Origin of the sequence: Sphingobium agrisoli, from assembly GCF_041877245.1 — a bacterium.
Classification (GTDB): Bacteria; Pseudomonadota; Alphaproteobacteria; order Sphingomonadales; family Sphingomonadaceae; genus Sphingobium.
In genome coordinates this window covers 105939-128790 of the sequence record NZ_JBHDJI010000009.1, presented here as the reverse complement: position 1 = coordinate 128790, position 22852 = coordinate 105939, and the positions used below count along the sequence as shown (strand labels likewise).

The following is a 22852-nucleotide window of genomic DNA, read 5'->3' as shown; positions in this document are numbered from 1 at the left end:
TCGTCATCGGTTAACGCTCCACCCGGTACTTCGCAAAGGCTTATGCGTCTGGGGCGGACTGCTGGCCGCTTTCTAGCGCCAGACGGGCCCGCTCGAAACGTCCGCGGATCGACACGGCCAGCACCCCGGCCAGCACCGCGGAACCCGCTGTCACGATCATCAGCGAATAGTGGATCATCGCCTCATCCCCGAACACCCGATCGTTGAGCAGCGCCGGCAGCGTCGGCCCGAGCCCAAAGCTCACGAGGTTGGAGATCGTCATGCAATAAGCGATGCTCTGTCCACGCAGATCCGCGGGCACAATGTCGTAGATGATCGGATAGGAGGCGCCGGCGGCGGCGGCGCCGACCACACCGATGATCCAGAAGCCGAGTATGAACGCCACCAGGGTTCCGGGCCAGACCAGCATCGCGCCGCCCAGCGCCAGCAACGGCATTCCGAAGAACCACAGGTTCAACCGGCCGTAGCTGAGCCTGGAACGGGCCAGCAGGTCGCCCACCACCCCGCCCGCCAGCGAGCCGACCACATGGGAGGCAAGCTTGGCAAAGCCGATCATCATACCGGCATCCGCTATGCCGACATGATGCACGCGCGCCAGCGCCACCACGATCCAAAGGGAGGTGACAGTGGTGGTCGTGAAGATCAGCGACACGATCATGAAGGTGGCGCCGTAGAGGTACGGATCGCGCCGGGCGTAGGCAAAGAACTTGGCCTTGGCCGGCGCGTCCGGCCCGGCCGCCTGGGACAGGCGCCGGGCCGGCTCCCGGAATGCCAGCAATAGCACGACCAGCAAGGCGCCGAAGGAGCCGAATACCAGGAACACGAAGCGCCACACCACGATGTCGCCCAGCACGGGCACCATGACATGCGTGCTGCCCGAGACCATCTTGAGCAGCAACCCGCCGACCAGATTGGACAGCGCCCCGCCCAGCGACGCCGCCGCCACCAGCAGGCTCATCGCTCGACCCCGGCGCGCGGCGGTGAAGCAGTCGGCAACGATGGAATAGGCCGCCGGGATCAGGCTGGCCTCTCCGATGCCGACGCAGGCGCGCGCGAGCAGCAGTTCGGGGTAGTTTCGGGCAAGCCCGCACGCCATCGTGGCAGCGCTCCAGAACAGAATGCCGCAGATGATGATGTTGCGGCGGTTGATCCGGTCCACCAGATGCCCCACCGGTATCGAGGCGAGGGCGAAAAAGGCGGAGAAGGCCAGACCCTGGACGATACTGACCTTGGTATCGCTGAGGTGGAACGTGGCCTTCAAATCGGGGATCAGCAGCGCGATGATGCCCCGATCCATATAGGACACCACCGTTGCCAGAAACAGCGTAATCAGGATCTGCCACGCCACCGCGGGCCGCGGATAAGGGGGTGTCCCGCCCTCCCCCGCACCATTGATAAAGCCCTGCTGCGGGACGGCGCCGACCCTTCCAGGCGCCATTTACTGCTCGCGCAGCTCGTAGGGGTAGCGGAAGGGCGAATTCATCAACTTGGCAGACGTGTCGCGGGTCCAGGCCTCGCCTTCGCGCTTGGGGTGGCGAAAGGGGTGGGCCGACTGAGCGGCGTGGTCGGCCATCCCGTCCAGCTCCGCCCGCGATCGCAGGAGGCGCTCGATCAACTGATCCTCCATCGCATAGTCGAAGGCATCGCCGAGCTTCTGTTCCACCTCTCCGCCGCGCTCGGGCGGGTTGTCACGCCACCACAACGCGCTGTCGGCCAGCGCCTGCAACAGCGGCACCTTGTCGCGATAGCCGAGCCGCTCCCGGATCTTGCTGGTGTCGAGCACACGGTGGAAGCCCAACTGGCCGCCATAGACGCGGTGGCCCAGCCAGCCCGGACAGTCGACGAAATCAATCTCGCGCCCGAGCGCCCGGGCCATGGCCAGCACGGTCTGCCCCAGGCTCAGCTCCGGCGGCTCGTCAGCCACGTTGAACACCTGGCCGCGCGCCTGCTCGGCATGGTCGGCAGCCAGCAGCACCGCGTGCGCCGCGTTGTCGCGATGGGCGCGCGAGCGCAGCATCAGGCCGCCGTCGGGCATCAGCAAGGAGCGGCGCCCATCCAATATCCGGCGCACGAAACCCCAGTCTGCCGGCAGGATCGAGGCCGGTCCGTAGATGCCCGGAAAGCGCAGGATGGTCACGTCGAAATGCCCGGCGGCCTGGTGCGCCATGATCGCGCTTTCGGTCGAGATGACGCGCTGCCCCAGCCGGTCTATCTCCGCATCATCGGAGAACGGACTGTCCTCGTCAGCCACCCAGGCCCCGATCGGTCCCCACCGTGGATCATCCGGCCGGCCATAATAATAGCGCGCGCCCGAAATGCTGATCAGCCGGCCGACCTTGCCGACCAGCGCATCTGCCACGACCTGCGCCCGCCCGTACATGCAGATCGCCAGATCGAAGCTGCGCCCTTCCAGCGCCGGCTGGATGGTATCGGCAAAATGCACGTCGGCATGAATATGCTCGATCGGCGGTAGCGGCGGCTCGTGCCGGCCCGAATGGAGAATGGTCACGGCGTGGCCCCGATCGACCAGCCCCTGAATTACGAGCGGCCCGGTCTGCCCGGTGCCGCCGATCACCAACACGTTCATACGCCGGCCTCAGACGGCATCGGCATAGGTCAGCGCGCGACCCAGGCCATAGTCGCCGCCGATCGTCGTACGGCGCATCACCCGGACCTCGTCGGTCGGGCCGCCCGTCACGGCATGCAGCATACGCCAGTTGTCCCACAGGACCATTTCGTCATTGCCCCATTTGTGCTGGTAGGAGGGGCAGGCGTCGATGTGATCGACCAGCGCGTCGAGCAGCGCGCCGCCCTCCTCGCGGTCCATGCCGACGATCCCCTCGGCGAACAGCGGGGACACGTTCAGCACCTTCCGCCCGGTTTCCTTCTGGACGTAGACGGCCGGGTGGGCGACCGGCGGGAAATCGGTATCGACCCGGCTGCGCAGCGCCTCCAGCGTGTTCGAGGCGCGCAGCAGGCGGATGTTATGGCGCTGGGCGTAGCGGGTGGTGTCGAGAATCTTGAGCTGATAGAGGATTTCCACCCCCTCGATCCGGGCCTTGAGGTCGTCGGGCAGGCGATCATAGGCATCGATCTGATCGCTGAAGCAGGTTTCGCCGCCCCAGCTTGTTGCCTGGGTGACACGCAGCAGGCCACCGCGATTGATCTTGGGAACAAAGGCCAGATCGGAATGCCACGGAATCCAGTTGGCCACCGTCTTGCCGTCGATTTCCAGGATGTTGCCGGACTCGGGGCGCGACGCCAGGCTGATCAGGTCGGGAAAGCCCGCGACCCAAAGCTCCTGCACCGGATGCGACTCAAGCGCACCGAAGCAGCGGCTCAGTTCAATCTGGAACTCCGGCTCATCGTCGATGTCGCGGAACACGATCAGCCCGTGCTGGATCCACAGGTCGCGCAGCGTGGCGACCGTCTCTTCCGACCGGAGATCGGCATGTCCCAGTCCGCGAACCTCAACACCAAAGTTCAGTTCGGGCGAAAGCTTCTGGATGTCCATTTCAGCCTAATCCTCAACCCTCGACCTCATCGGTGCCAGGCGGCGCAATGCGCATTTTCGCCCTATCCGACGGGTCACGGACTAGCGGTGCGCTTTTCTGACAGATATGTCAACTCATTTAGTATCCCGCCTCACGGCTCTGCTTGCCCGGCCTTGCGCCGCCCCCTGCGACGCATTTCCGCAGGGGGACGCCGTGCCGTTCAGAGCCCCTGCGGAATGGCCGAACTGGCCCGAAACGCCGCAATCTCGTCCTCGGCAAAGCCGGCCTCACGCAGGATCTCGTCGGTATGCTCGCCGATCGCCGGAGCGGAATTGGTGATCGCGATACGCTTGCCGTCCACGACATAGGGGCTTTCGGGCAGCATCATGGCTTCGTCATCCAGTTGGACCGGGATGGCCGTCGCCTCGGGCGAGCGGATGCCCTGCGCCACGCTGTTGATTCGCCCCGCCGGAATCGCGGCCTTGGTCATGGTGACCAGCCACTCATCCGCCGTCGCCTTCAGGAACGCCTGCTGCAACAGTTCGCGTAGCGCGGCCACGTTGGCCGCCCGCGATTCAGGCGTCGCATAGCGCGGATCATTCACAAGTTCCGGGCATCCGACCAGGCCATCGACCGCCCGCGCGAACTTGGTGAAGAAATGCAGCACCGGCTGGACGATCAGCATCTCGCCATCGGCGGTTTTGAGCACGTTGGTGGCGGGCGGCCCAAACGACGTGGTGACATTGGCCGTCAGGTGCAGATAGTTGAGCAAACCGTCGAGCATGTTGATCGTGATATGTACCCCGCGGCCGGTGCGGGTGCGTCCAAACAGCGCCGCCGTGATTGCCTGCGCGGAGGAGGAACCGGCGATGGCATCGGCCACGATGATCGGCAACGGTTCGCCGAAGGCGCCGTTGCGCCCGGACAATTCCAGCACCCCGGCATAGGCCTGGATCACCCCGTCCGTGATCGGCGCCCGCGCCAGCGGGCTGTCGACCGGAAAGCCGGTGATCGAGCAGTGGATCAGCGCAGGATTGAGCGCCTGCATCTTCTCCCACGTCACGCCCAGACGCTCGCCCACACCGGGGCGGAAGTTCTCGATCAGCACATCACTATGCTGAACCAGCCGGTGCAGGATTGCCTGGCCGCCGGAGGTCTTGAGATCGACCGCGATTGCCCGCCGCCCGCGATTGCAGGCGATGAACGGGAAGCGGCGCTTGCCCCGCGCCTGCGGCCCGCCGCGCAAGGGGTCCCCTTCCGGCGTTTCCAGCTTGATGACGTCCGCGCCCATATCTTGCAGGGTGCGCGCCGCGAAGGGAGCCGAGGCAATCAACCCCAGGTCAAGGACCTTGATCCCGGCAAGCGGCCGGACGGCGAGATCTACTTCCTCTGTCATCTCAGGCTCCTCGCGATAGCCGGCACCCGTGCACAAACCCGCCGGACCGGTCCAGACACCAGACGGATACTACCAGGCCGTGCCCATGCGGGGGCGGGTACCGATGATCGAATCCGCCTCAAGCTGGGCGACCTCGTCGGCGGTCAGGCCCAGAAGTCCGGTCAGTATCTCCGCATTATGCTGCCCCAGCGTCGGGGCCGGGCTGCGATGTATCCGCTTCGGGCCATGCTCGAACTGCGCGGGATAACCGACGATCGGCACGCGACCGAGCACCGGCTGATCGACCTCCTCGTACAGGCCGCGCGCCACCACTTCGGGCAAATGATGCAGACCAGCCTGGGGCACAAAGCGCGATGCGGGAACGCCGGCGGCCAGCAAGGCAGCTACGGCTTCGACGGCCGGAAGCGGCTTGACCCAGCGCGCAATGGCAGCGTCGATCTCGTCATGGCGGGCCATCCGTCCCTGCGGCGTCGCCAGGTCTGGATCGGCCGCCAGCTCGGTCGCGCCGATTACCTTGCACAGGCCCTGCCACTCCGGCTCCGACGTGACGCTGATCGCGACCCAGTCATCCTTCGGCATGGTGGGATAGGGCGGCTCCCAGTCTGCCGCGCGATAGGCGCCCTGCGGTGCATGCACCCATGAGCGGTTACCGTTTCGACCCAGGACCAGCCCGTGCGCGGAATATTCGATCAACTGCTCCGCGCTGAGGTTAAAGCCGGTGGTGAACTGCGGGGTTTCCACCAGATAGCCGTGGCCGGTGCGCTCGCGGGCCTCCAGCGCCAGCATAAGTGCCAGCGCGGCGTGGGACCCGGCGATCGGATCGCAGGCCCCTCCGGTAATCTCGGGGCGATCGTCCGGATAGCCGGTCACCCAGGCGAGGCCGGATGCCTGCTCGACCGTGGTGGCATAGGCAACATGGTCCTTCCACGGGCCGGAGTTGCCGAAGCCGGAGGCGCGTACCATGATCAGCCGCGGATTAATCTCGCGCAGCTTCTCATAGGTCAGGCCCCAGTTCTGCATCACGCGCGAGCTGAAGTTCTCAACCAGCACATCTGCCATCGCAACCAGCCGCAGGGCCAGCTCGCGCCCTTCGGGACGGGACATGTCCAGCGTCAGGTCGCGCTTGTTGGTGTTGGTGCCGGCAAAGAAGGGCGACGCTTCCCACCAGCCGTCGCCCATGTCGTGGCGCAGGGTGGCGGCGCGAAGCCCGTCAGGACGCTGGATCGATTCGACGTGGATCACGTCAGCGCCGGTGATGGCCAGGAAGTGGGGGATGATCGGACCGGCCCAGAAGGCCGTGAAGTCAAGAACGCGCACCCCTTCAAAGGGCATCTTGCCCGACACCGCCGGTTCCGCCGTCGGGGCTCGGGACGATCGCGCCGGCAAAGCATCGGCACCATGCTCGCCCAGCCGCGGCGCGGCACCGGCCTTGCGGGGACCGACACCATCATCGAAGAAGTATGGCGGCACAGGCTGGGCCCAGCCGGTCACAGGGTTCTTGGCAACCCAGCCGCGTTCGGCCACGGGCGCGAAGTCAGCGATGGTCTGACCATTGTTGATCGGCGCCACGGGCAAGCGAAACAGCGTTGCCAGCTCGACGATCTCGTCGGTCGTGCGCTGACTGGTCCAGGCATCGACGACCTGCGTCAACTCCGCCACCCGGCTGGCGCGCGTTTCGAACCGCGACAGCGACTTGTCCTCGGCCCAATCCGGCCGTTCGACCAGGATACAGAAATCCAGCCATTGCTGGCCGGTGGTAATCTGGAAGCCGACAAAGCCATCCAGCGTGGGATGATTGAGCGGCACCGTGGGCGCGCGCATTGTGCGATAGGGGCGCCCTGCCCCGACCTCGAAGGTTGGGGCAAAGAACGGCTGCGTCAGATGCATGGCATCGAGGATCGAGACGTCGATCAGCTCGCCGACGCCGGTCTGCTTGGTACGGCGCCAGGCCGCAAGCCCGCCGGTCGCGCCGAAGATGCCGACCGCCCAGTCGGCGTGCTCGCCACCGGCGGCCAGCGGCTCGCGGTCGGCCTTGCCCCGGCCGATCCACCCGCCGGCCATGGCCTGGACCGTGAATTCGTTCGCCGGCCGGTCCGGCACGGACAGTCCGAAGGACGTGATCGCCACGACCACGACATGCGGGCAGCGCGCGCGGATGCCGGCCGGGGAAAACTCCTCTGCATCGGCGATGGGCGAGCCTGGGCTCCACACCACCATGTCCGCGCGTTCGATCAGGTCCCACAGCCGTGCCCGGTCCGCATCGACACCAACCTCGATCACCACACTGCGCGTGGACGCTGCCAGGAACTGGAACAGGGGGCCGCCGCGCTCCGGGTCGACCGCGGCACCGCTGACTGAACGCCGCCGCAGCGGGTCGCCCTCCGGGCTTTCCACGCGAACGGCAAGAGCGCCGCCATCAACCAGCAGCTTGGTGCAATACGCACTGGCGAGGCCGCTGCCCAAATGGACAACGGCCAGTTCATCATTGAGGGGGGTTTGCAAACCGTAGCACTCCGATCACGTCAGCCGGGACACCCCCCGCGCCGGCGGCGCGGGGGAATGACGGATCAATTCACAAGCGCGCCGGCAGCCTCGCCGGTATGGACCGTCGGCGAGATTCCGAACAGCCGCGCCGCATTCAAGCCGAGGCAGTCCTTGACCGCCTGGGGATCAAGCGTCGGATCGTTCAGGAACGTGCTGGCCAGGTCGCGGCTGACCGGCCAGGTGCCCTCGGCATGGGGATAGTCGGAACCCCACATCACATTCCGTGCGCCCGGCAGACCCCCGCTGGCCGCAAGCACGCAGGCGCGGTCGTGCTGGAATGCCGCCCAGACCTGCTCGTCGATGATCTGGCTCGGCCGGCGCGACAGCTTCGGGCGGACGAACACCTCATGCGCCTCGGCGACCTCGTCCATGCGCTCGCCGAGCGCGACCAGCCAGCTCGCCCCCGCCTCGATGAACGCGACCTTGGCGCCGGGATTACGGTCCAGGACGCCGCCGGCAATCAGGTACATGGCGGTGTTCTGGGCGTCCATCGCCTGGCCGGTGTAATTGATGATCGCCGCGCCGGGGCCACGCTCCGCCGTCACGCTTTCCAGCCCGGTGCCGGTGTGCATGACAAACACGATGCCCAACTGGGCGGCGCGGGCGAACACCACGTCCCACACCGGGTCGTTGTACTTGGCACAGCCGGTGGGCGTCACCGCCGGCAGCATGGCCGAGCGGACACCGCGCGACGCCAGATAATCCAGCTCCGCCAGGGTGTTGGAGAAATCGAGCACCGGCAGCATGCCGCACTGCACGAACCGGTCGGGATGCCCGCCCAGGAACTCGATGTGCCAATCGTTGTAGAGGCGCGCAGAGGCCGCCTCGGCATCCGCATCCCCGATCGCATAGAGCCACAGCCCAAGCGTCGGGAAGCAGATCTCGGCATCAATGCCCTCGTACTCCATATCGCCAAGCCGGCCGTTGATATCGCGCAGACCGGCACGGTCCTTCGCCAGCGGGGATTCGCGGTGGTTGCCCAGCCGCATCCGGTAGATGGTCTTTTCCTCCGTGCCGGCGAGCAAGAAATCACCGTCGCGGCGAGTCGCCAGCGCGTGCTTCTTCAGGCTGGCCGGCAGCCCGGCCTGATACAGGTCGGACGGTTCGCTAACATGGCTGTCAGCACTAAATATGAAAGGCTTCATGCACCTAGCTCCCGCACAATTGCTTAGAAAACTTTTATGTGGTTTCATCGCCCAAATTGACGCTACTGTCAAGTTAGGATAACCTAGTTAAGTAGTACAGGTTGACGGCGTTCCGGACGATGCCGACACCCCCCGAGGAGAGAGCTCATGAGCACCGACACAGCCGCCAAGCGGTTTCCGGACCACGTTCCGGCCGACCTGATCTGGGATCGCGATATCGACGAATTCGTTACCGATTTCGCCGACCCTTATGACGCGGCCCCGCACCTGCACCAAGGGCCTGATATTGTCTGGGTGGCCGGTGGGTATCGCGGCGTCGGCGGCTGGCTGCTGACCCGGCACGAGGACATCGAGGCCGTTTATCTCGACTCGGAAAACTTCACGGCGCGCGAGCATTTCTATTCGGTCTTTTCGGAAGTGCTGGGCGTGCCGTGGGTGTTCGTCCCGCAGGCCATCGACCCGCCCCGCCACCTGGGTTTCCGGCAGGTCATCCAGCCGTTTTTCCAGCCGGGCGCCGTCAAGCGCATGGAGGCAACCATCCGCGAGATCTGCCGCTCGCTGATCGCCGATCTGAAGGGGCGCAAGTCGTTTGATTATATCGAGGACTTTGCGCGCTTCTTCCCCACCCAGATCTTTCTCGATCTGCTCGACCTGCCGCGCGAGAATCTGCAACAGTTCCTGGACTGGGAAGTCACGATGATTCGTGGCGAAACCAACGAGATCCGCCGCGGCGCGATGCGCGCGATCGTCGATTATCTGCAGGAGCGCGTGATCGAGCGGCGCGCCAATCCCGGCACCGACATCATCAGTCGCGTTCTTGCCGCCAAGGTCGACGGCCAGCCGATGACCGACGATGACGTCATGGGCATGTGCTCGCTCCTCTATGCGGCCGGTCTCGACACCGTGCTGGGCAGCCTGGGCTGGCACATGTATCGTCTGGCCATCGAGCCGGAACTGCAGGACAGGATCCGCAACGATCCCGCCAAGATCATGGACGTCGTGGATGAACTCTGCCGCGCTTATGGCGTCGTCCGCAACCGCCGCACGGTGGTCCGGGACATGGAGTTCAAGGGCGTGAAGATGAAGGCGGGCGACTGGGTCAACCTGCCGACCATGCTGGCCGGTCGCGACGGCCGGAAGTACCCGAACCCGGACACGATTGATTTCACCCGCAAGGATCGCGGGATGACCTTCGGCGGAGGGATCCATTATTGCCTCGGCATTCACCTTGCCCGGATGGAAATGAAGATCGTGCTGGAAGAAGTTCTGGCCGCTTTTCCCAACATCCGCCTGCAGCCGGGCAAGCAGATGACCTATCACACCGTCGGCGTGTGGGGGGTGGATTCACTGCCGATCGAATGGGGCTGATTGCAACGGGTCCGGCTTAGAGCCGGACCCGACTTGCCGAACGGGCGCGCGGAGACCGCTCTCCGCGCCCGCTTCGCAGGCAAGGCCAAGAAATCACTGAGTTGGACATAGGAGAGGGTGGATCATGAACGTACCGGCGACAGTACCATTGTCCCTGAACGATGCAGCAGTGCTGAGCGATCCGTACCCTGCCTACAAATGGCTGCGCGACTGCGCGCCGGTCTTCCAGGATCCGCAAACCGGCATGTACATCGTCAGCCGGTACGAGGATATCCAGCATATCACGTCCGATACCGTGACCTTTTCCAGCAATAGCGGCATGCTGGGAGAGCGGGCTTTCGATGGCGATGATGAACCTGCGCGGATCATGCGGCGGGAAGCTTCCCCTTACGTAAACACCATGATTTCAGCGGATCCGCCGGTTCATACCAAGTACCGGGCCGTGGTACAAAGTGCATTTCGCCCCTCACGCATCACCCAGATGCACAGTTACATCCAGGAAGTCTGTGATCGTCAGATCGACACCTTTGCCGACGACGGATATTTTGAGGTCATCGAACAACTCGCGGCGCCGGTGCCCATGTATATCATCGCCGATCAATTGGGCGTTCCGCGCGACATGTTCCAAACGTTCAAACGATGGTCGGACGCGATGATTCTGGTTTCCGACAAGCGTCTGCCCGAATCGGTGCGGGCAGACTGCGCGCGCTCGATCGTCGAAATGCACCGCTATCTGCGGGAGGTGGCGGCGCAGTTTCGCGCCAACCCGGGCGACAATGTCCTGTCCGACATCGTGCAGGGCGAGGTTGATGGGCGGCGCCTGACCGATGAGGAAGTCTTGAGCGTCACGCAGCAAATCCTGATCGCCGGGAACGAGACGACGACGAATACGATCGCCATGGGCCTTCACCTGATGATCGAGGAAGGCCTGGAGCCGACCTTGCGCGCCGACCTGACACGGATCCCGGCCTTCGTGGAGGAAGTGTTGCGCTTGACCAGCACATTGCAGGGCCTGTTCCGGCGAACCACGCGCGACGTGGAAGTCGCCGGGGTCGTAATTCCGCGCGGGGCTGTGGTCATGTTGCGCTGGGCAGCGGCGAACCGGGACGAGCGCAAGTTTGCCGATCCCGACAGCCTGAATCTCTCGCGCAAGGCCGCGAACACCCATCTGGCGTTTGGAATGGGTATCCATTATTGCCTCGGCAACCTGCTGGCCCGTGCGGAACTGCGCACCGTTTTCACCACCCTGCTGACCAGGTTCCGTAACTTCCGCGTGGCGGATGAGCCCGACGCCGCCCTGTGGCTGAACCATTGGTTCAGCCGCGGGCTCACCAGGCTCGTGCTACAGTTCGACCCCGCCTGATGGTCTCGCGTCAGGTTGGAGCCTGATAATTCACGCCTTTGGCTGGACCGCAGGGCAGTTCAGTCAAAGACGATCAGGCTCTAGGCCGCCAGCGGTCGCAACATCCGGCGCAGCTCCGTCACCAGTGCATCCGGGCTGTCCATGCCGGGGAAGTGCCCGATCCCGGCGAGCGTATAGCCCGCGACATCGTAGCCGCGTTCAAGGCAGCTACGCGGAACCGGCGGAAACAGGTCATGCGGTGGCACCATGAACACCGCCGGCACCTTGGCGCGCCCCTGCCGGGGACCGCGGGCGCTGTCCAGCGCCATGTACAGCCAGCTTGGCGCAAGCGAGCCGTTGATCCAATACAGCATGATATTGGCAAGCAGCACGTCCATCGAAAAGGGTGGGTCCTGCCGCGTCCCCGGCACGGTCCAGCCCTGGAACTTCTCCACGATCCAGGCGGCGAGGCCCATGGGCGAGTCCGTCTGGGCGTAGGCGAGGGTTTGCGGCTTTGTTCCCTGAATGGCCTGATAGCCGGCTTCCTTCTTCATGGCGGCCTGGAACCGGTCGAGCCATTGCTGCTCCTCCGCGGTAATCGGCGGACCGGCGGAAAAGTCCGGCATCCCGCCCGAGGCCGTCATCATGATACCGCTCAGGCGGGCGGGAAAGTCGAATGCCAATGTTGCCGTGACCAGGCTGCCCCAGTCGCTGCCATAGGCCAGATAGCGTTCGAACCCGAAGCATTCGATCATCAACGTGGACCACAGGCGAGCCACGTCGGCCGGGGTGAGCGGCTGGGCCGGGGCAGGCGACAGGCCGTAGCCGGGCAGACTCGGCACAATCACAGTAAACGCATCGTCGCTGTTGCCGCCATGACGCTCGGGATGGGCGAGGCAGTCGATGATGTCGATGAACTCGATGAAGCTGCCCGGCCATCCCGGCGTCAACACAAGGGGCACCGGAGCGGGGCCTGAACCAGGCTCGACGATGACGTGGATCCGCTCGCCCTGCACGGTCACCATCCGCTGTTCGAAGCGGTTGATGCGATCGACCCAGCGAGTCCAGTCAAAACAATCGAGCCAGTATGATTGCAGCCGCCGCATATAGTCCAGCGGGGTGCCGGTCTCCCAGTCCGCCCCGGCCTGTTGAGCCGGGAAGCGGGCCGCCCGCACCCTGGCACGCACGTCTGCGATCATGTCGGTATCCACCTCGACCCGATATGGAACGCCCGGCCAGTCTGTCATGCACCTATCCTTCACAAGAGCGGTTGAACGGTCCCCGCGACGGGGAAGCCCCCCGCCGGCGCACCACCACAGCCTCCGTCAGGAGCCGGTGGCGCGGCCATCGCGCCGGTCCAGCATCAGCGCAAGCAGAACGGCGACCGCCATCGCCACGCCCAGCAGATAATAGACCGCCGCCGGGCCGGCCACCTTGCCCAGCGAACCGCCGAGCACCGGCATGGCCAGTTGCGAGCCGTACATGCACAGGGTGATGATCCCCATCGCCGCCGGTACATTGGCCCCGGCTTCTGCCTTTTCGATGGCCGCCGCGTAGATTGCGGCTGCAAAGAGGGAAACGCCAATACCCAGCAGCGCCATTCCCACCACCACTACCGGCACGTTATGCGCAATGCCGACGATCAGACAGCCCAGGCATTTCGCGCCCAGGGCCAGCTTGAGCACGCCGGACAGGCCGAGCAGGCGGTGCAACAGGCTGAAACCACCAGAGCCGGCCAACGAAAACAGTGTCATCAGGCCAAGCAATTGCCCGACCTTTGCAGGCTGCGTGACACCGATGGTGGCAAGTTTGAACGGCGAATAGATCGAGGAGGCCACCATGACGAGTCCCCCCAGCGCGGCGATGATCGCCAGCGCCGGCGGCACGCCCGCCAGCAGGCCCGCGCTGCCGGAACCCGCGTGCGCATCGCCGGCGTCTTGCCGGGACGGCTCTTCACGGGGCAAGGCCAGGACAAGGCCGATAACCGGCAGCGCCACGAGATGGACCAGGAAGGCGGCACGCCAGCTTTGCTCCGCGAGGAAGCCGACGAGAGGGAACAGCGGCAGGCACAACAGGCCGCCCAGGAAGGTATTGAGACCGAGCAGCAATGGCCGCTGGCCTTCGGGTAACCTGGCGATTCCCGACATCGCCGCAGTAAGGCCAAAGGCCACCGCGATCGCCAAGAGGACACGCAAGGCCAGGATCGCATAAAGATTGCTACAGAGCGCCGGTCCCGCACCGGCACCCGCGATCAGCAGGATCGATGTGATATAGGCCGGACGAATGCCGAACCGCTTGACCATTCGTCCGGCAAAGGGCGAAGTGAAGGCGAAAACCGGCCCGACAATGACGCCGATCAACTGAACCAGCAGCGCGGAACCGGGGGCACCGGCAAAGTCCTGCTCCAGGGGGCGAAGTGCCGCGCCCATCGAAAACAGGCTGACGGCCACCAAGGAGCCATTGGCCGCAAGCGCAGCCTTTCCGGCTATGGTCAGATTCGACCACGATGATATGTTATCTGTCATGACATCCTCTCGCGGTCTTTGACGGGCCGCACCGTTCCGGTTGATACCGGGCAGATTCTGGCGGCCCTGTCCTTATCCTTCCGCGGGGCGCTGCATCACGGGGTTCCCTTGGCCGCTGGCTTGGCCGGGTGACGGCCGCGCGGCTCCTCTGACGAAAGCATCGCCGCGACGGAGAGCGCCAGGCCTCGGATCACATCCCCGGCCTCAAGCGGGGCCTTGGTGATCCGCCAATGATACCAGAACCGGTCCAGCAGGGCCATGAGCGCCAGACCCTGCACATGCGGATCGCCGTCGGCGGGGGCACCAAGCCTGCGCATTGCCTCGCTCGCCAGGCGCGCGGCACGCATTGAACCGCGCATGCCCAGCTCGCGCAGCTGTTCGTCCGATCTGGCCGCCTGCAACCAAACCAGCATGTAGCCGCCATGGTCTTCGAGAAAATCGAAATAGCGTTGCACCCACCCGCTGATATCGTCGAGGTCCCAGTCCGCAGGCAGGTCACCCAGCGCGGCAAGTATGGCGAAGCTGGTCGCCACACCGCTGCTGCCCATTTCGAGCAGGAGTTCGCTCTTCGAGGAGAAATAGGTGTAGACTGACGAACGCGATACGCCTGCCGCCTCGGCAATGCTCTCAATCGATGTGGCGTCATAGCCCTGCCGCAGAAATGTCTGCCGGGCGGTGTTGAGCAGATGCTCGCGGGTGCGCAGGGCACGGGTGCCGACCGCCGGCACGTCCTTGCCATTCCCGTTGGCGCCCCTTGCCCGCTGCACGAAGGACAGGTCTTCATTACGGTGCTGCTCGGTTGTCCGCCTTCCAGGCCTCCCGGTTTTCTTCACGACTGCCCCGCACTCCTGCAACGATCACGGCGAGATCACCGCCAGGTCGTCCGCTTCTGAACCGGCATTTCGATCACCTGTTGTCATGAATGTCAACCGCGTGTCAGGCCGGTTCGGCAGCCATGGCGGGCCGGATCGCCACCGGCACCGCGCTGAGGCGCGGCATTCCGGTCAGGGCGTCATGTTCGTCGAAGGAGAGGAGCCGATTGACGTTGCTGCCGGCCAAGGGATCATCGTTGTCCCGACTGCCCCCCGTCCCGAACCCGTGCCACATCGCAACGCAGCCCTCGCGCAGGCTGTCGTCTGGCTCAACCACGGCCGGAATCTCGCCATGGCGGGAAGCGACCCATATTTGGGTGCCCGCGGCCAGGCCCTGCTGCGCCATGTCGGCGGGATGCATGAACAGGGGGTTGTGCCGCTTGTTCCGCAGCAACAGGGGCAATTCGGTGCCGACCGAGTTGACGAAGGCATTGGCCCGGCGCGAAATCAACCGGAACGGAAAGCCCGACTGGTCAGCATCGGCGGCGGACGGCTCCAGCAAGCCAGCCAACTGCGTCATCATCAGCGGCGCGCCAAGCTGCAACCGGGCGGTGCAATCCGGCTCGCGCGGCTGAACCACGACATCCGCGGCAAAGACGCGACCATGGGGAAATCGCTTCACTTCGTCGAACGGCACGCGCGACCGCGCGAACGCCTGCTCGAACAGCTCGTCCAGGCTGGGGACATAGCCGCGCGGGAAGCTGATGCGGCTTGGCGGGCTTTCCGCATGCGGCCCCATCGCGTGAGTCACGACCAGCTCCATCGGCAGGTCGAGCGCGGCGGCAACGCTGTAGAAAAAGGCGTGCTCCTCGATCAGGTCCGCGCCCGCCGGCGGCTGCGCCACGGCCGGCGTGTACTGCGCCCACGGCCGCTGATAGCCGCGCGACACGCCCAGATACTTCAGATACTCCACATTATGGGTGGTGCCCGGCACCTCAAGCGGCATCTTGGGCGCAATCACATAATGCGCCAGCGCGGCGGTGGCAGTGCGATGGGTATCGATCGTCACCAGCAGATCGAGCTGCCGCATGGCGTCTTCGACCTTGCGCTGATCGGGCCAGGCCGAAACGGGGTTGCCGCCGATGCAGATCAGGGCGCGGATCTGTTCCTTGCCCGGCAGCAGGATTTCGTCCGGCAGTGCGGCTGTGGGCAGGCCGCTGGCGTTTTGCTGCAACCCGCCCGAGCGAAAGCGCCGCCCGCCCGTAACCGGATAGGGCGCCAGGGGCTGCGCACGCGGCGTGTAGGCGGGCAGAAGGGCGTTGGGAAACGGCGCCGGATCGCCTTCCCTGGCCCAGCGCCCGCACAAAGTGTTGAGGCACAAGGCGAGGTAGAAGGTCAGATCGGCGTTCAGCGAGAAGCTCGGCCCTGTGGCGCAGACCACGCCCCCGCGCCGCGCGCCCGCGAAGATCCGCGCCGCCCGCACCAGCTCAGCCGGATCGACCCCCGCGCGCGCGGCGACATAGTCCGGCGTGAACGGGGCAGTTGCGCTGCGCAGCGCCTCCAGCCCTTCCGCATTGGCGGCGACGAACGCCTTGTCTTCCAGCTCCTCGCGCAGGATGATATGGATCAGACCGGCCAGCAACGCCGGATCCTCACCCGGGCGAACGGGCAGATGCACGGCGGCCTGGCGCGCTGTCTCGGAACGCCGCGGGTCGATCACGATCAGTTGCAGCCCGCGCCGTACCGCATCGGTCAGGCGGCGGGCAGGATTGTTGTATGGTAGCCCGTTGGACTTGGCGATCACCGGATTGGCACCGACCAGCATCCAGGTGTCGGAATCCTCGAAACGCTGCCCGCCCGCGTGCCAGTTGCCGTGCAGTGCCAGCGAGGTCTTTTCGGCCGGCTTGTCCACGGTGGCGGCGGAAAACACCAGCGACGATCCCAGTGCCGCAAGCAGCGCCGCCCCCGATTTCGGCCCAAAGGTATGCTGCTGCGAGCCCGTGCCGACATACATGGCCACTGAATCCGGCCCGTGCGTATCGGTGATGCGGCGCAGCGCGGCGGCCACTTCCGCCACGGCCTGGGTGGCGGCGATGGGTTCGTGCCCGCCCGAAGCCGTCCGCTTCAGGCTGGACAGCAGCCGGGCCGGATCGCGTAACTGTTCGGGCAACGCGCGCCCCTTGGGACAGGTATAGCCTTCAAACCCGTCGGCGTCGGGATCGCCCGCGACGCGGATTACCTCGCCATTCTCCAGCGTCACCAGGATCGGACAGAATGCCAGGCAACTGCGGCAGATGCTGGGGCGGGTTTTAAGCATCCTTCGATCCCCTGCCGGTCATTCCCTGGGAAGCTTCATCAGGGTGGCGATATTGTTCTTCTGTATGGCGGAGGAGCCGCCATAGATCGGCACCGCCAGAATGTCGCGGACATAACGTTCCATCTGGAACCCCTCGGCATAGCCATAGGCACCCATCACATATTGCTGGCACGCCAGCACGATGTCGCGGGCCGTTTCCGCCACGAACAGCTTGGCCATGCAGGTGTCGACCGCCGAGGGCTGTTCATAATGTACCTTCGCCGCGGCGTCATAGGCCATCAGACGGCAGGCCTTGAGCTTGGTCTGCACGTCGGACAGGACATGCCGAACCGCCTGATGGCCGCAGATCCGCTTGCCGAACTGAGAGCGGTCCTGGCTGTACTGCCACGCTTCATTCACCGCCGCAGTGGCGATACCGAGGGCGATGAAGGTCGGCGCCAGCTTCTCGATCTCCAGACTGCCGCCTGCCAGCATCCCCCAGCCCTTGTTCCACCCCGCTTCCTCGCCGATCACCATGTCGGCATCGAGCTCGACATCGTCGAGATGGACATCGTTGGTAGGGATGCCGTGCGTCCCCATGCACCGGGTCACTTCGAAGCTGACCCCCGGCGCATCCATCGGAATCATCACGAAAGAGAGGTTACGGTGACGATCGGAAGGATCACCGCTGCGCACCAGGGTCAGCATGTAGTCGGCCAGGTTGGCGCCCGAAATCCAGCGCTTGGACCCGGACACGACCACCTTGTCGCCCTTGCGCTCCATCCGGGTGCGGACAGAGGCCAGATCGCCGCCGACTTCGGGTTCGGACAGGCCGTAAGCGACGATCGTTTCGCCCGCCAGCAGCCCCGGCAGGAAACGCTGCTTCTGCGCTTCGGACGCCTTGTACACCAGGTTGAGGCTGCCGTAGCCGACGCTCATATTGTACAGGCTGGCGATCCCGCTCCAGCGCGCGGCCAACTCTTCCATGACCACGGTCATCGCGATCACGTCGGTGCCGCTGCCGCCATAGACTTCGGGCGTGGTCAGCCCCAGGATGCCCAGCTCGGCCATGCCCGCCAACAGCTCGCGGGGCACGCGGTCCTCGCGTTCCCACACGGCGATCTTCTCGATCGGGCATTCCCGATCCAGAAACTTGCGGATGCTGTCGCGATAAAGCTCGAGTTCTTCAGTTCGATCGAAGGTCATGCCGTCCACCATTTCTGCGCAGTGTTCCGGCGTGCGGAACGTGATGCGCTCGTCAATATCCATCCCGGCGCTACCGGCGCCGGGGTCCGGGCCACTATCCTTGCGTCGCTTCATCCCGCGCAACCAGATCGGCGCGCAGGGCGAGCTTGTTGATCTTGCCGCTGGGCAGACGCGGCATGTCGTCCACGAAGAACACCCGTCGCGGCGACTTGTAACCGGCGATCAGGGTGCGGCTGTGGGCGACGATCTCCGCCTCGGTCAGCGTCGGCGAACGCGACACGACAAAGGCGGTAACGGCTTCGCCCCACTTGGGATCGGGCGCGCCAACCACCGCGACATCGGCGACATCGGGATGTTCGGCGATCGCGGCTTCCACTTCGCGCGAATAGATATTCTCGCCACCCGAAATGATCACGTCCTTCTTGCGATCCTTCAGGTGGACATATCCCTCGGCGTCGATTGTGGCGATGTCGCCGGTGTGCAGCCAGCCGCCGCGCAGCGTGTCGAGCGTGGCGGCGGCATTGTTCCAGTATCCGCGCATGACCGTGGGCGACTGCACGCACAGCTCACCGGCCTCGCCGATGCCCAGTTCAACGTCGTTGTCATCCACCACCCGCATCCGCGAGCCCTGATAGGGGTGGCCGACCGACGCGAGCCGGCGCAGATCATCCTCATCCCCATCGGGACGGTGCAGGTCGATCGGCAGGATCGTGCCCAGCCCTTCGGTCTGGCCATAGATTTGCGCGAACACCGGGCCGATCCGCTTCAGGCCGTCGCGCAACAGCGGCAGCGGCATCGGCGCGGCCGAATACAGGATCATGCGCAGGCTCGACAGATCGTGGTCGTCGAACCCCGGCTCGTCCAGCAGCATCTGTACCATCGTGGGCGCCAGATGCCCGACGGTGATACGTTCGCGCGCGATCGTCGCCAACGCCTCTGCCGGCCGGAACGCGCGTGCCACGTTGACCGTGCCGCCCGCCCAGTGCTGCGCCAGTTGAATATTCTTCGCACCGACATGATAGAGCGGCATGACCAGCAGCGTACTGTCAGCGCAGCCGCACTGCATGTGGAACGAGGTCATCGCCGCAGAGGCCACCTGGTTGCCCTGGCCCAACATGCAGCCCTTGGGGCGGCCGGTGGTGCCGCTGGTGTAGAGGAGATAAGCGATATCGTCGGGCGAGACGGTCCAGCCCTCCCCGGCCGGATCGCCGCTCGCGACCACGCTTTCATAGGGCAGCGCCCAATCGGGCCCCTCGCCGATCACAACATAGCGGATGTTGCGGTCGAGCCGGTCGCGCATCGCCCCGACCTGCTCGGCATAGGCCGCCTCGAAGATCAGCACGCGGGGCGCCGCATCACCGATGATGTAGATCATCTCCGGCACGGCCAGACGATAATTGACGGTGGCGAGGATCAGGCCCGACAGTTCGGCCGCGGCATAGGCTTCCAGATATTCCGTGCAATTCTGTGCCAGCACACAGACCCGGTCCTGGTGCCGCAGCCCCAGCCGGGTCAGTCCCGACGCCAGGCTGTGCGCCCTGGCGGAAAACTCCGCATGGGTCAGCCGCTGGTCACCGCAGATCACCGCCGGCCGGTCGGCGTACCAGCGCGCATTGTTGCGGATGATGTCGCCGAGGGTGGACTGCATCGTCACGCTCAGCTCGGCAACCGCAGCACAGACTTGGCAATCACGTTGCGCTGCACCTCGTTCGCCCCGCCGTAAATGGTCGGCACCCGCGAAGCGGCGTAGATCTCCAGCGGGAACACGACATTGCCGGGCAGCGTGATCGGCTCCGCCACGCGCGCCCTATCCCCGGCGAGCGTCATGATCTCCTCTGAGATCGCCGCATACAGCTCGGTCGCGCGGATCTTGAGCAGCGACACATCGCCGCCGATGCTCTCCCCGTCCTCGATCCGCCGCACATATTCCTCGAACATGGTGGTCAGGTCGTACAGGTCGAGCCGCAGCGCGGCATAGCGGTCCAGCGCGCCCGCATCGTCGAATGCGCCGAGTTGCGTCATCAGGTCTTCCAACTGGCGCAGCGCCATCATCGGGATGATCGGCGCACCCACCATCACGCGCTCGTGACCCAGAACTGACTTGGCGATATCCCACCCGCGATTGACCTCGCCCACCAGATTTTCGGCGGGGATGCGGGCATTGTCGAAGATCACCTGCGCGAACTCGCGCTCGCCCGTGAAGCTCTCGATCGGCCGCACGGTCACGCCCGGAGTCTTGAGGTCGATCAGCAGGATGCTGATGCCCTCCTGCTTGCGCCCGGAATTGTCGGTCCGCACCAGCGTGAAGATCCAGTCGGCGCAGAACGCCAGGGTGGTCCAGGTCTTCTCGCCGGTGACGATGAAGCTGTCGCCGTCGCGCACCGCCTTGCACTGCAGCGACGCCAAGTCGGAGCCGGCGGCCGGTTCGGAATAGCCCTGGCACCAGATTTCCTCGCCGCGGGCGATGCGGTGCAGATGGCGAGCCTTCTGCTCCGGCGTGCCAAAGCTCATCAGCAGCGGCCCAACCAGATTGAGTGCCTGGTCGGGGAATCGCGCACAGCCGTGGCGCGCCATTTCCTCCATGAAGATGATCTGCTTGCGGATCGGCAGGCCCATGCCGCCCCATTCGGTCGGCCAACTGGGCGCCAGCCAGCCCTTGCGGCCCAGCGCGCGAACCCAGTCGCCGATCTCGTCCATGCCCATGCGGCGGACGATGAACCGCTTATCCTCAGGATAATTGGCCTGGATCCACTCCCGCACCATCTGGCGGAATGCAGAGGCGTCCATTGCGCCGTAATCGACTGTACCGTCGGTCATAGGTCCATCATTCTTCAAAATGACGCTCTTCGCGCTTTTCGATGAAACCAAGCATCGATTCGCGTGAATCGGGATGCTTGGAATATTCGGCTGTCATGTTCTGCTCGAAGCGGTAGCCGTCGCGCAGCGACAGGTTCTCGATCGATCCCAGCGTGCGCTTGGCCAGCCGGATGGCGTGCGGGCTCTTGCTGGCGATGTCGGCAGCCATGGCCCTGGCTGCGGGCATGAGCTGATCCGGCGGCAGGCAGTCTTCGACGATGCCCCGCTGCAACAGCTCCGGGCCGGGCACCCGGTAGCCGGTCAGCACCATGCGCCGGGCCAGCGAATGCCCGAACAGCCGCAGGGCGTGGCGTGCGCCGCCCATCAGACCGACATTGATCTCCGGCAAGCCGAAGCTGGCGGTTTCCGATACGAGCAGGATGTCGCAGGAGGCGACGAGCGCGAGGCCCGCACCAAGCGCCGGGCCGTTGACCGCCGCGATCACCGGCTTGCGACATTCCATCACCGCATAGAAAGTCTCGCGTACTCGTCGCAGATGCGCCCATTGCGCGCCCGGCTCCGGGTTACCCTTGACCCGGCTTTTCAGATCGGCACCAGCGGAAAAGACCTTGCCGGCGCCGGTGAGAATGACGCAACGGACCGCCGGATCGTCGCTGATCCTGTCGAAGCAGGCGATCAGCGCATCCATCATCGCCGCGGTCTGGGCATTGACCGGGGGAACGTTCAGCGTGACCGTGGCCACATAGTCGCTGATCGCGAGATCGACGGGCTCGTTCACGCACTGCCCCCCTCGGCCTGTTCAAGGGCGACGAAGCGGCGGCGCAAGGCGTTCGCCGTGCCGAGCCAGCTCATCAGCGCCAGGCACCCGCGCACCATTCCGCCCAGCGGATACTCGCCGGTATAGCCGATCGCACCATGTAGCTGGAACGCGCCACGACTGACCACGTCCGCGGCCTTCCCGGCGCGAGCCTTGGCCGCGAGTGCGGCCAATTCGGCACCGTCCAGACCGCCTGTGCACGCCCGCGCGGCGTGCGCGACCGCGGCGGCGGCCAAAGTCTGTTCGATCCACATGTCGACCAGGCGGTGCTGCACCACCTGGTTGGCGCCGATCGGCTTGCCGAACTGCACCCGCTGGCCAGTGAAATCGACGGTCGTGCTATTGATTTGCGCGCACAGCCCGGAAAGTTGGGCGGCGGCGGCGATCCGCGCCAAAGTGAAGGCCGGCGCCAACGCCTGGCGGCTGGCCAGCGGCAGGAACGCATCGGCCGGAACGATCCCCGTGAAGGCAAGCCGGCCGACCTCGCGACCGGAAAGACCGGGCGCCGTGGAAAGGGTCAGCCCTGGATGATCACTCGCGAGCACAGCCAGGCCCGGCACGCCGTCCCGCTCCGCCGGCACGCAAACATGGCTGGCCAGATCCGCCAGATCGATCAGGCACCGTTCGATCGTGACCGGAACGTCCGCATCGGCGGGCAGGGGGGCGAAAACCAGGGCGCGATCGTCGCTGCCCGGCTCGTCCTGCCAGCACAGCACCGGACAGGCCTCACCCACCGCGAGGCCCGCCAGCAGCGCGTCGCGCACCGGTCCCGGCTCGCACTGGTCAAGCGCGACCAGCGCCAGCACGGTCACCGCCGAATAGGGCGCCGTGATCCCGCCCCGGCCCAGTTCCTCGTACAGCGCGGCCATGACCTCGACCGACAAGGCAGAGCCCCCGGCCGTTTCGTCGGCGAGCAGGCCCAGCCATCCGGCCTCCGCCATTTCCTGCCATTCCCGCTTGCGCGCGGCGGCATCGTCGTGCGTGGGGCGGGCCTTGGCAAAGGCGCGAACGCTGTCGCGCACGGCCTCGAGCAGATCAGCCTCTTCGGCCTGCGGCCCCGCCGCCCCGATTCTGCGAACGATCCCCATCA

General features: G+C 65.4%; 17 protein-coding genes. 2 read left to right on the top strand and 15 right to left on the bottom strand.

Going from position 1 to position 22852, the window contains the following annotated elements:
* Positions 1-40 precede the first annotated feature (40 nt).
* The 6 genes from ACETPF_RS15235 to ACETPF_RS15210 all read right to left on the bottom strand — a co-directional run bounded on the left by ACETPF_RS15235 (position 41) and on the right by ACETPF_RS15210 (position 8579).
* Positions 41-1438 carry an MFS transporter gene (locus tag ACETPF_RS15235; RefSeq protein ID WP_373935400.1) on the bottom strand — a complete coding sequence of 466 codons (1398 nt, stop codon included), beginning with the start codon at positions 1436-1438 and terminating at the stop codon, positions 41-43.
* Positions 1439-2587, bottom strand: a complete 1149-nt coding sequence (locus ACETPF_RS15230; protein ID WP_373935399.1) for an NAD-dependent epimerase/dehydratase family protein — start codon at positions 2585-2587, stop codon at positions 1439-1441.
* A 9-nt stretch (positions 2588-2596) separates the two neighbouring features.
* Entirely contained in the window at positions 2597-3514 is a 918-nt protein-coding gene (locus tag ACETPF_RS15225) for a TauD/TfdA dioxygenase family protein (protein ID WP_373935398.1), read from the bottom strand.
* 200 nt (positions 3515-3714) lie between these two features.
* A complete protein-coding gene (locus tag ACETPF_RS15220; protein WP_373935397.1) occupies positions 3715-4890 on the bottom strand; it encodes a CaiB/BaiF CoA transferase family protein in 1176 nt (391 codons plus the stop codon).
* Positions 4891-4959: 69 nt separating this feature from the next.
* Positions 4960-7392: a CaiB/BaiF CoA-transferase family protein gene (locus tag ACETPF_RS15215; RefSeq protein ID WP_373935396.1), complete on the bottom strand. Its 2433-nt coding sequence runs from the start codon at positions 7390-7392 to the stop codon at positions 4960-4962.
* 65 nt (positions 7393-7457) lie between these two features.
* Complete coding sequence (locus ACETPF_RS15210) at positions 7458-8579, bottom strand: amidohydrolase family protein (RefSeq protein ID WP_373935395.1); 1122 nt, start codon at positions 8577-8579, stop codon at positions 7458-7460.
* 147 nt (positions 8580-8726) lie between these two features.
* Between ACETPF_RS15210 and ACETPF_RS15205 the strand changes: the two genes are divergently transcribed.
* Together ACETPF_RS15205 and ACETPF_RS15200 are read left to right on the top strand one after the other, a co-directional pair.
* Entirely contained in the window at positions 8727-9947 is a 1221-nt protein-coding gene (locus tag ACETPF_RS15205) for a cytochrome P450 (RefSeq protein WP_373935394.1), read from the top strand.
* Between the two features lie 124 nt (positions 9948-10071).
* Positions 10072-11310 (top strand): cytochrome P450, encoded by a 1239-nt coding sequence (locus ACETPF_RS15200; protein ID WP_373935393.1) that lies wholly within the window; start codon positions 10072-10074, stop codon positions 11308-11310.
* A gap of 80 nt (positions 11311-11390) precedes the next feature.
* Here ACETPF_RS15200 and ACETPF_RS15195 read toward each other — a convergent pair whose 3' ends face one another.
* The 9 genes from ACETPF_RS15195 to ACETPF_RS15155 all read right to left on the bottom strand — a co-directional run bounded on the left by ACETPF_RS15195 (position 11391) and on the right by ACETPF_RS15155 (position 22850).
* Positions 11391-12536: an epoxide hydrolase family protein gene (locus ACETPF_RS15195; RefSeq protein ID WP_373935392.1), complete on the bottom strand. Its 1146-nt coding sequence runs from the start codon at positions 12534-12536 to the stop codon at positions 11391-11393.
* 78 nt (positions 12537-12614) lie between these two features.
* Positions 12615-13814: an MFS transporter gene (locus ACETPF_RS15190; RefSeq protein WP_373935391.1), complete on the bottom strand. Its 1200-nt coding sequence runs from the start codon at positions 13812-13814 to the stop codon at positions 12615-12617.
* A gap of 95 nt (positions 13815-13909) precedes the next feature.
* Positions 13910-14581 carry a TetR/AcrR family transcriptional regulator gene (locus tag ACETPF_RS15185; RefSeq protein ID WP_373935390.1) on the bottom strand — a complete coding sequence of 224 codons (672 nt, stop codon included), beginning with the start codon at positions 14579-14581 and terminating at the stop codon, positions 13910-13912.
* Positions 14582-14750: 169 nt separating this feature from the next.
* Positions 14751-16943 carry a molybdopterin-containing oxidoreductase family protein gene (locus tag ACETPF_RS15180; protein ID WP_373935389.1) on the bottom strand — a complete coding sequence of 731 codons (2193 nt, stop codon included), beginning with the start codon at positions 16941-16943 and terminating at the stop codon, positions 14751-14753.
* 18 nt (positions 16944-16961) lie between these two features.
* Entirely contained in the window at positions 16962-18128 is a 1167-nt protein-coding gene (locus ACETPF_RS15175) for an acyl-CoA dehydrogenase family protein (protein WP_373935388.1), read from the bottom strand.
* A gap of 94 nt (positions 18129-18222) precedes the next feature.
* A complete protein-coding gene (locus ACETPF_RS15170; protein ID WP_373935453.1) occupies positions 18223-19776 on the bottom strand; it encodes an acyl-CoA synthetase in 1554 nt (517 codons plus the stop codon).
* Between the two features lie 8 nt (positions 19777-19784).
* The gene (locus ACETPF_RS15165; protein ID WP_373935387.1) at positions 19785-20945 is read right to left on the bottom strand and encodes an acyl-CoA dehydrogenase family protein; all 1161 of its coding nucleotides are present in this window, start codon (positions 20943-20945) and stop codon (positions 19785-19787) included.
* 7 nt (positions 20946-20952) lie between these two features.
* Positions 20953-21723: an enoyl-CoA hydratase/isomerase family protein gene (locus tag ACETPF_RS15160; RefSeq protein WP_373935386.1), complete on the bottom strand. Its 771-nt coding sequence runs from the start codon at positions 21721-21723 to the stop codon at positions 20953-20955.
* Complete coding sequence (locus ACETPF_RS15155; protein WP_373935385.1) at positions 21720-22850, bottom strand: acyl-CoA dehydrogenase family protein; 1131 nt, start codon at positions 22848-22850, stop codon at positions 21720-21722. Before ACETPF_RS15155 ends, ACETPF_RS15160 begins: the two co-directional genes overlap by 4 nt.
* Positions 22851-22852 lie beyond the last annotated feature (2 nt).

Coding starts and splice junctions, on each gene's coding strand:
- ACETPF_RS15210 (WP_373935395.1), bottom strand. CDS start 8,579: ATGAAGCCTTTCATATTTAGTGCTGACAGCCATGTTAGCGAACCGTCC.
- ACETPF_RS15175 (WP_373935388.1), bottom strand. CDS start 18,128: ATGACCTTCGATCGAACTGAAGAACTCGAGCTTTATCGCGACAGCATC.
- ACETPF_RS15165 (WP_373935387.1), bottom strand. CDS start 20,945: ATGACCGACGGTACAGTCGATTACGGCGCAATGGACGCCTCTGCATTC.
- ACETPF_RS15225 (WP_373935398.1), bottom strand. CDS start 3,514: ATGGACATCCAGAAGCTTTCGCCCGAACTGAACTTTGGTGTTGAGGTT.
- ACETPF_RS15220 (WP_373935397.1), bottom strand. CDS start 4,890: ATGACAGAGGAAGTAGATCTCGCCGTCCGGCCGCTTGCCGGGATCAAG.
- ACETPF_RS15235 (WP_373935400.1), bottom strand. CDS start 1,438: ATGGCGCCTGGAAGGGTCGGCGCCGTCCCGCAGCAGGGCTTTATCAAT.
- ACETPF_RS15195 (WP_373935392.1), bottom strand. CDS start 12,536: ATGACAGACTGGCCGGGCGTTCCATATCGGGTCGAGGTGGATACCGAC.
- ACETPF_RS15205 (WP_373935394.1), top strand. CDS start 8,727: ATGAGCACCGACACAGCCGCCAAGCGGTTTCCGGACCACGTTCCGGCC.
- ACETPF_RS15190 (WP_373935391.1), bottom strand. CDS start 13,814: ATGACAGATAACATATCATCGTGGTCGAATCTGACCATAGCCGGAAAG.
- ACETPF_RS15180 (WP_373935389.1), bottom strand. CDS start 16,943: ATGCTTAAAACCCGCCCCAGCATCTGCCGCAGTTGCCTGGCATTCTGT.
- ACETPF_RS15155 (WP_373935385.1), bottom strand. CDS start 22,850: ATGGGGATCGTTCGCAGAATCGGGGCGGCGGGGCCGCAGGCCGAAGAG.
- ACETPF_RS15230 (WP_373935399.1), bottom strand. CDS start 2,587: ATGAACGTGTTGGTGATCGGCGGCACCGGGCAGACCGGGCCGCTCGTA.
- ACETPF_RS15200 (WP_373935393.1), top strand. CDS start 10,072: ATGAACGTACCGGCGACAGTACCATTGTCCCTGAACGATGCAGCAGTG.
- ACETPF_RS15170 (WP_373935453.1), bottom strand. CDS start 19,776: ATGCAGTCCACCCTCGGCGACATCATCCGCAACAATGCGCGCTGGTAC.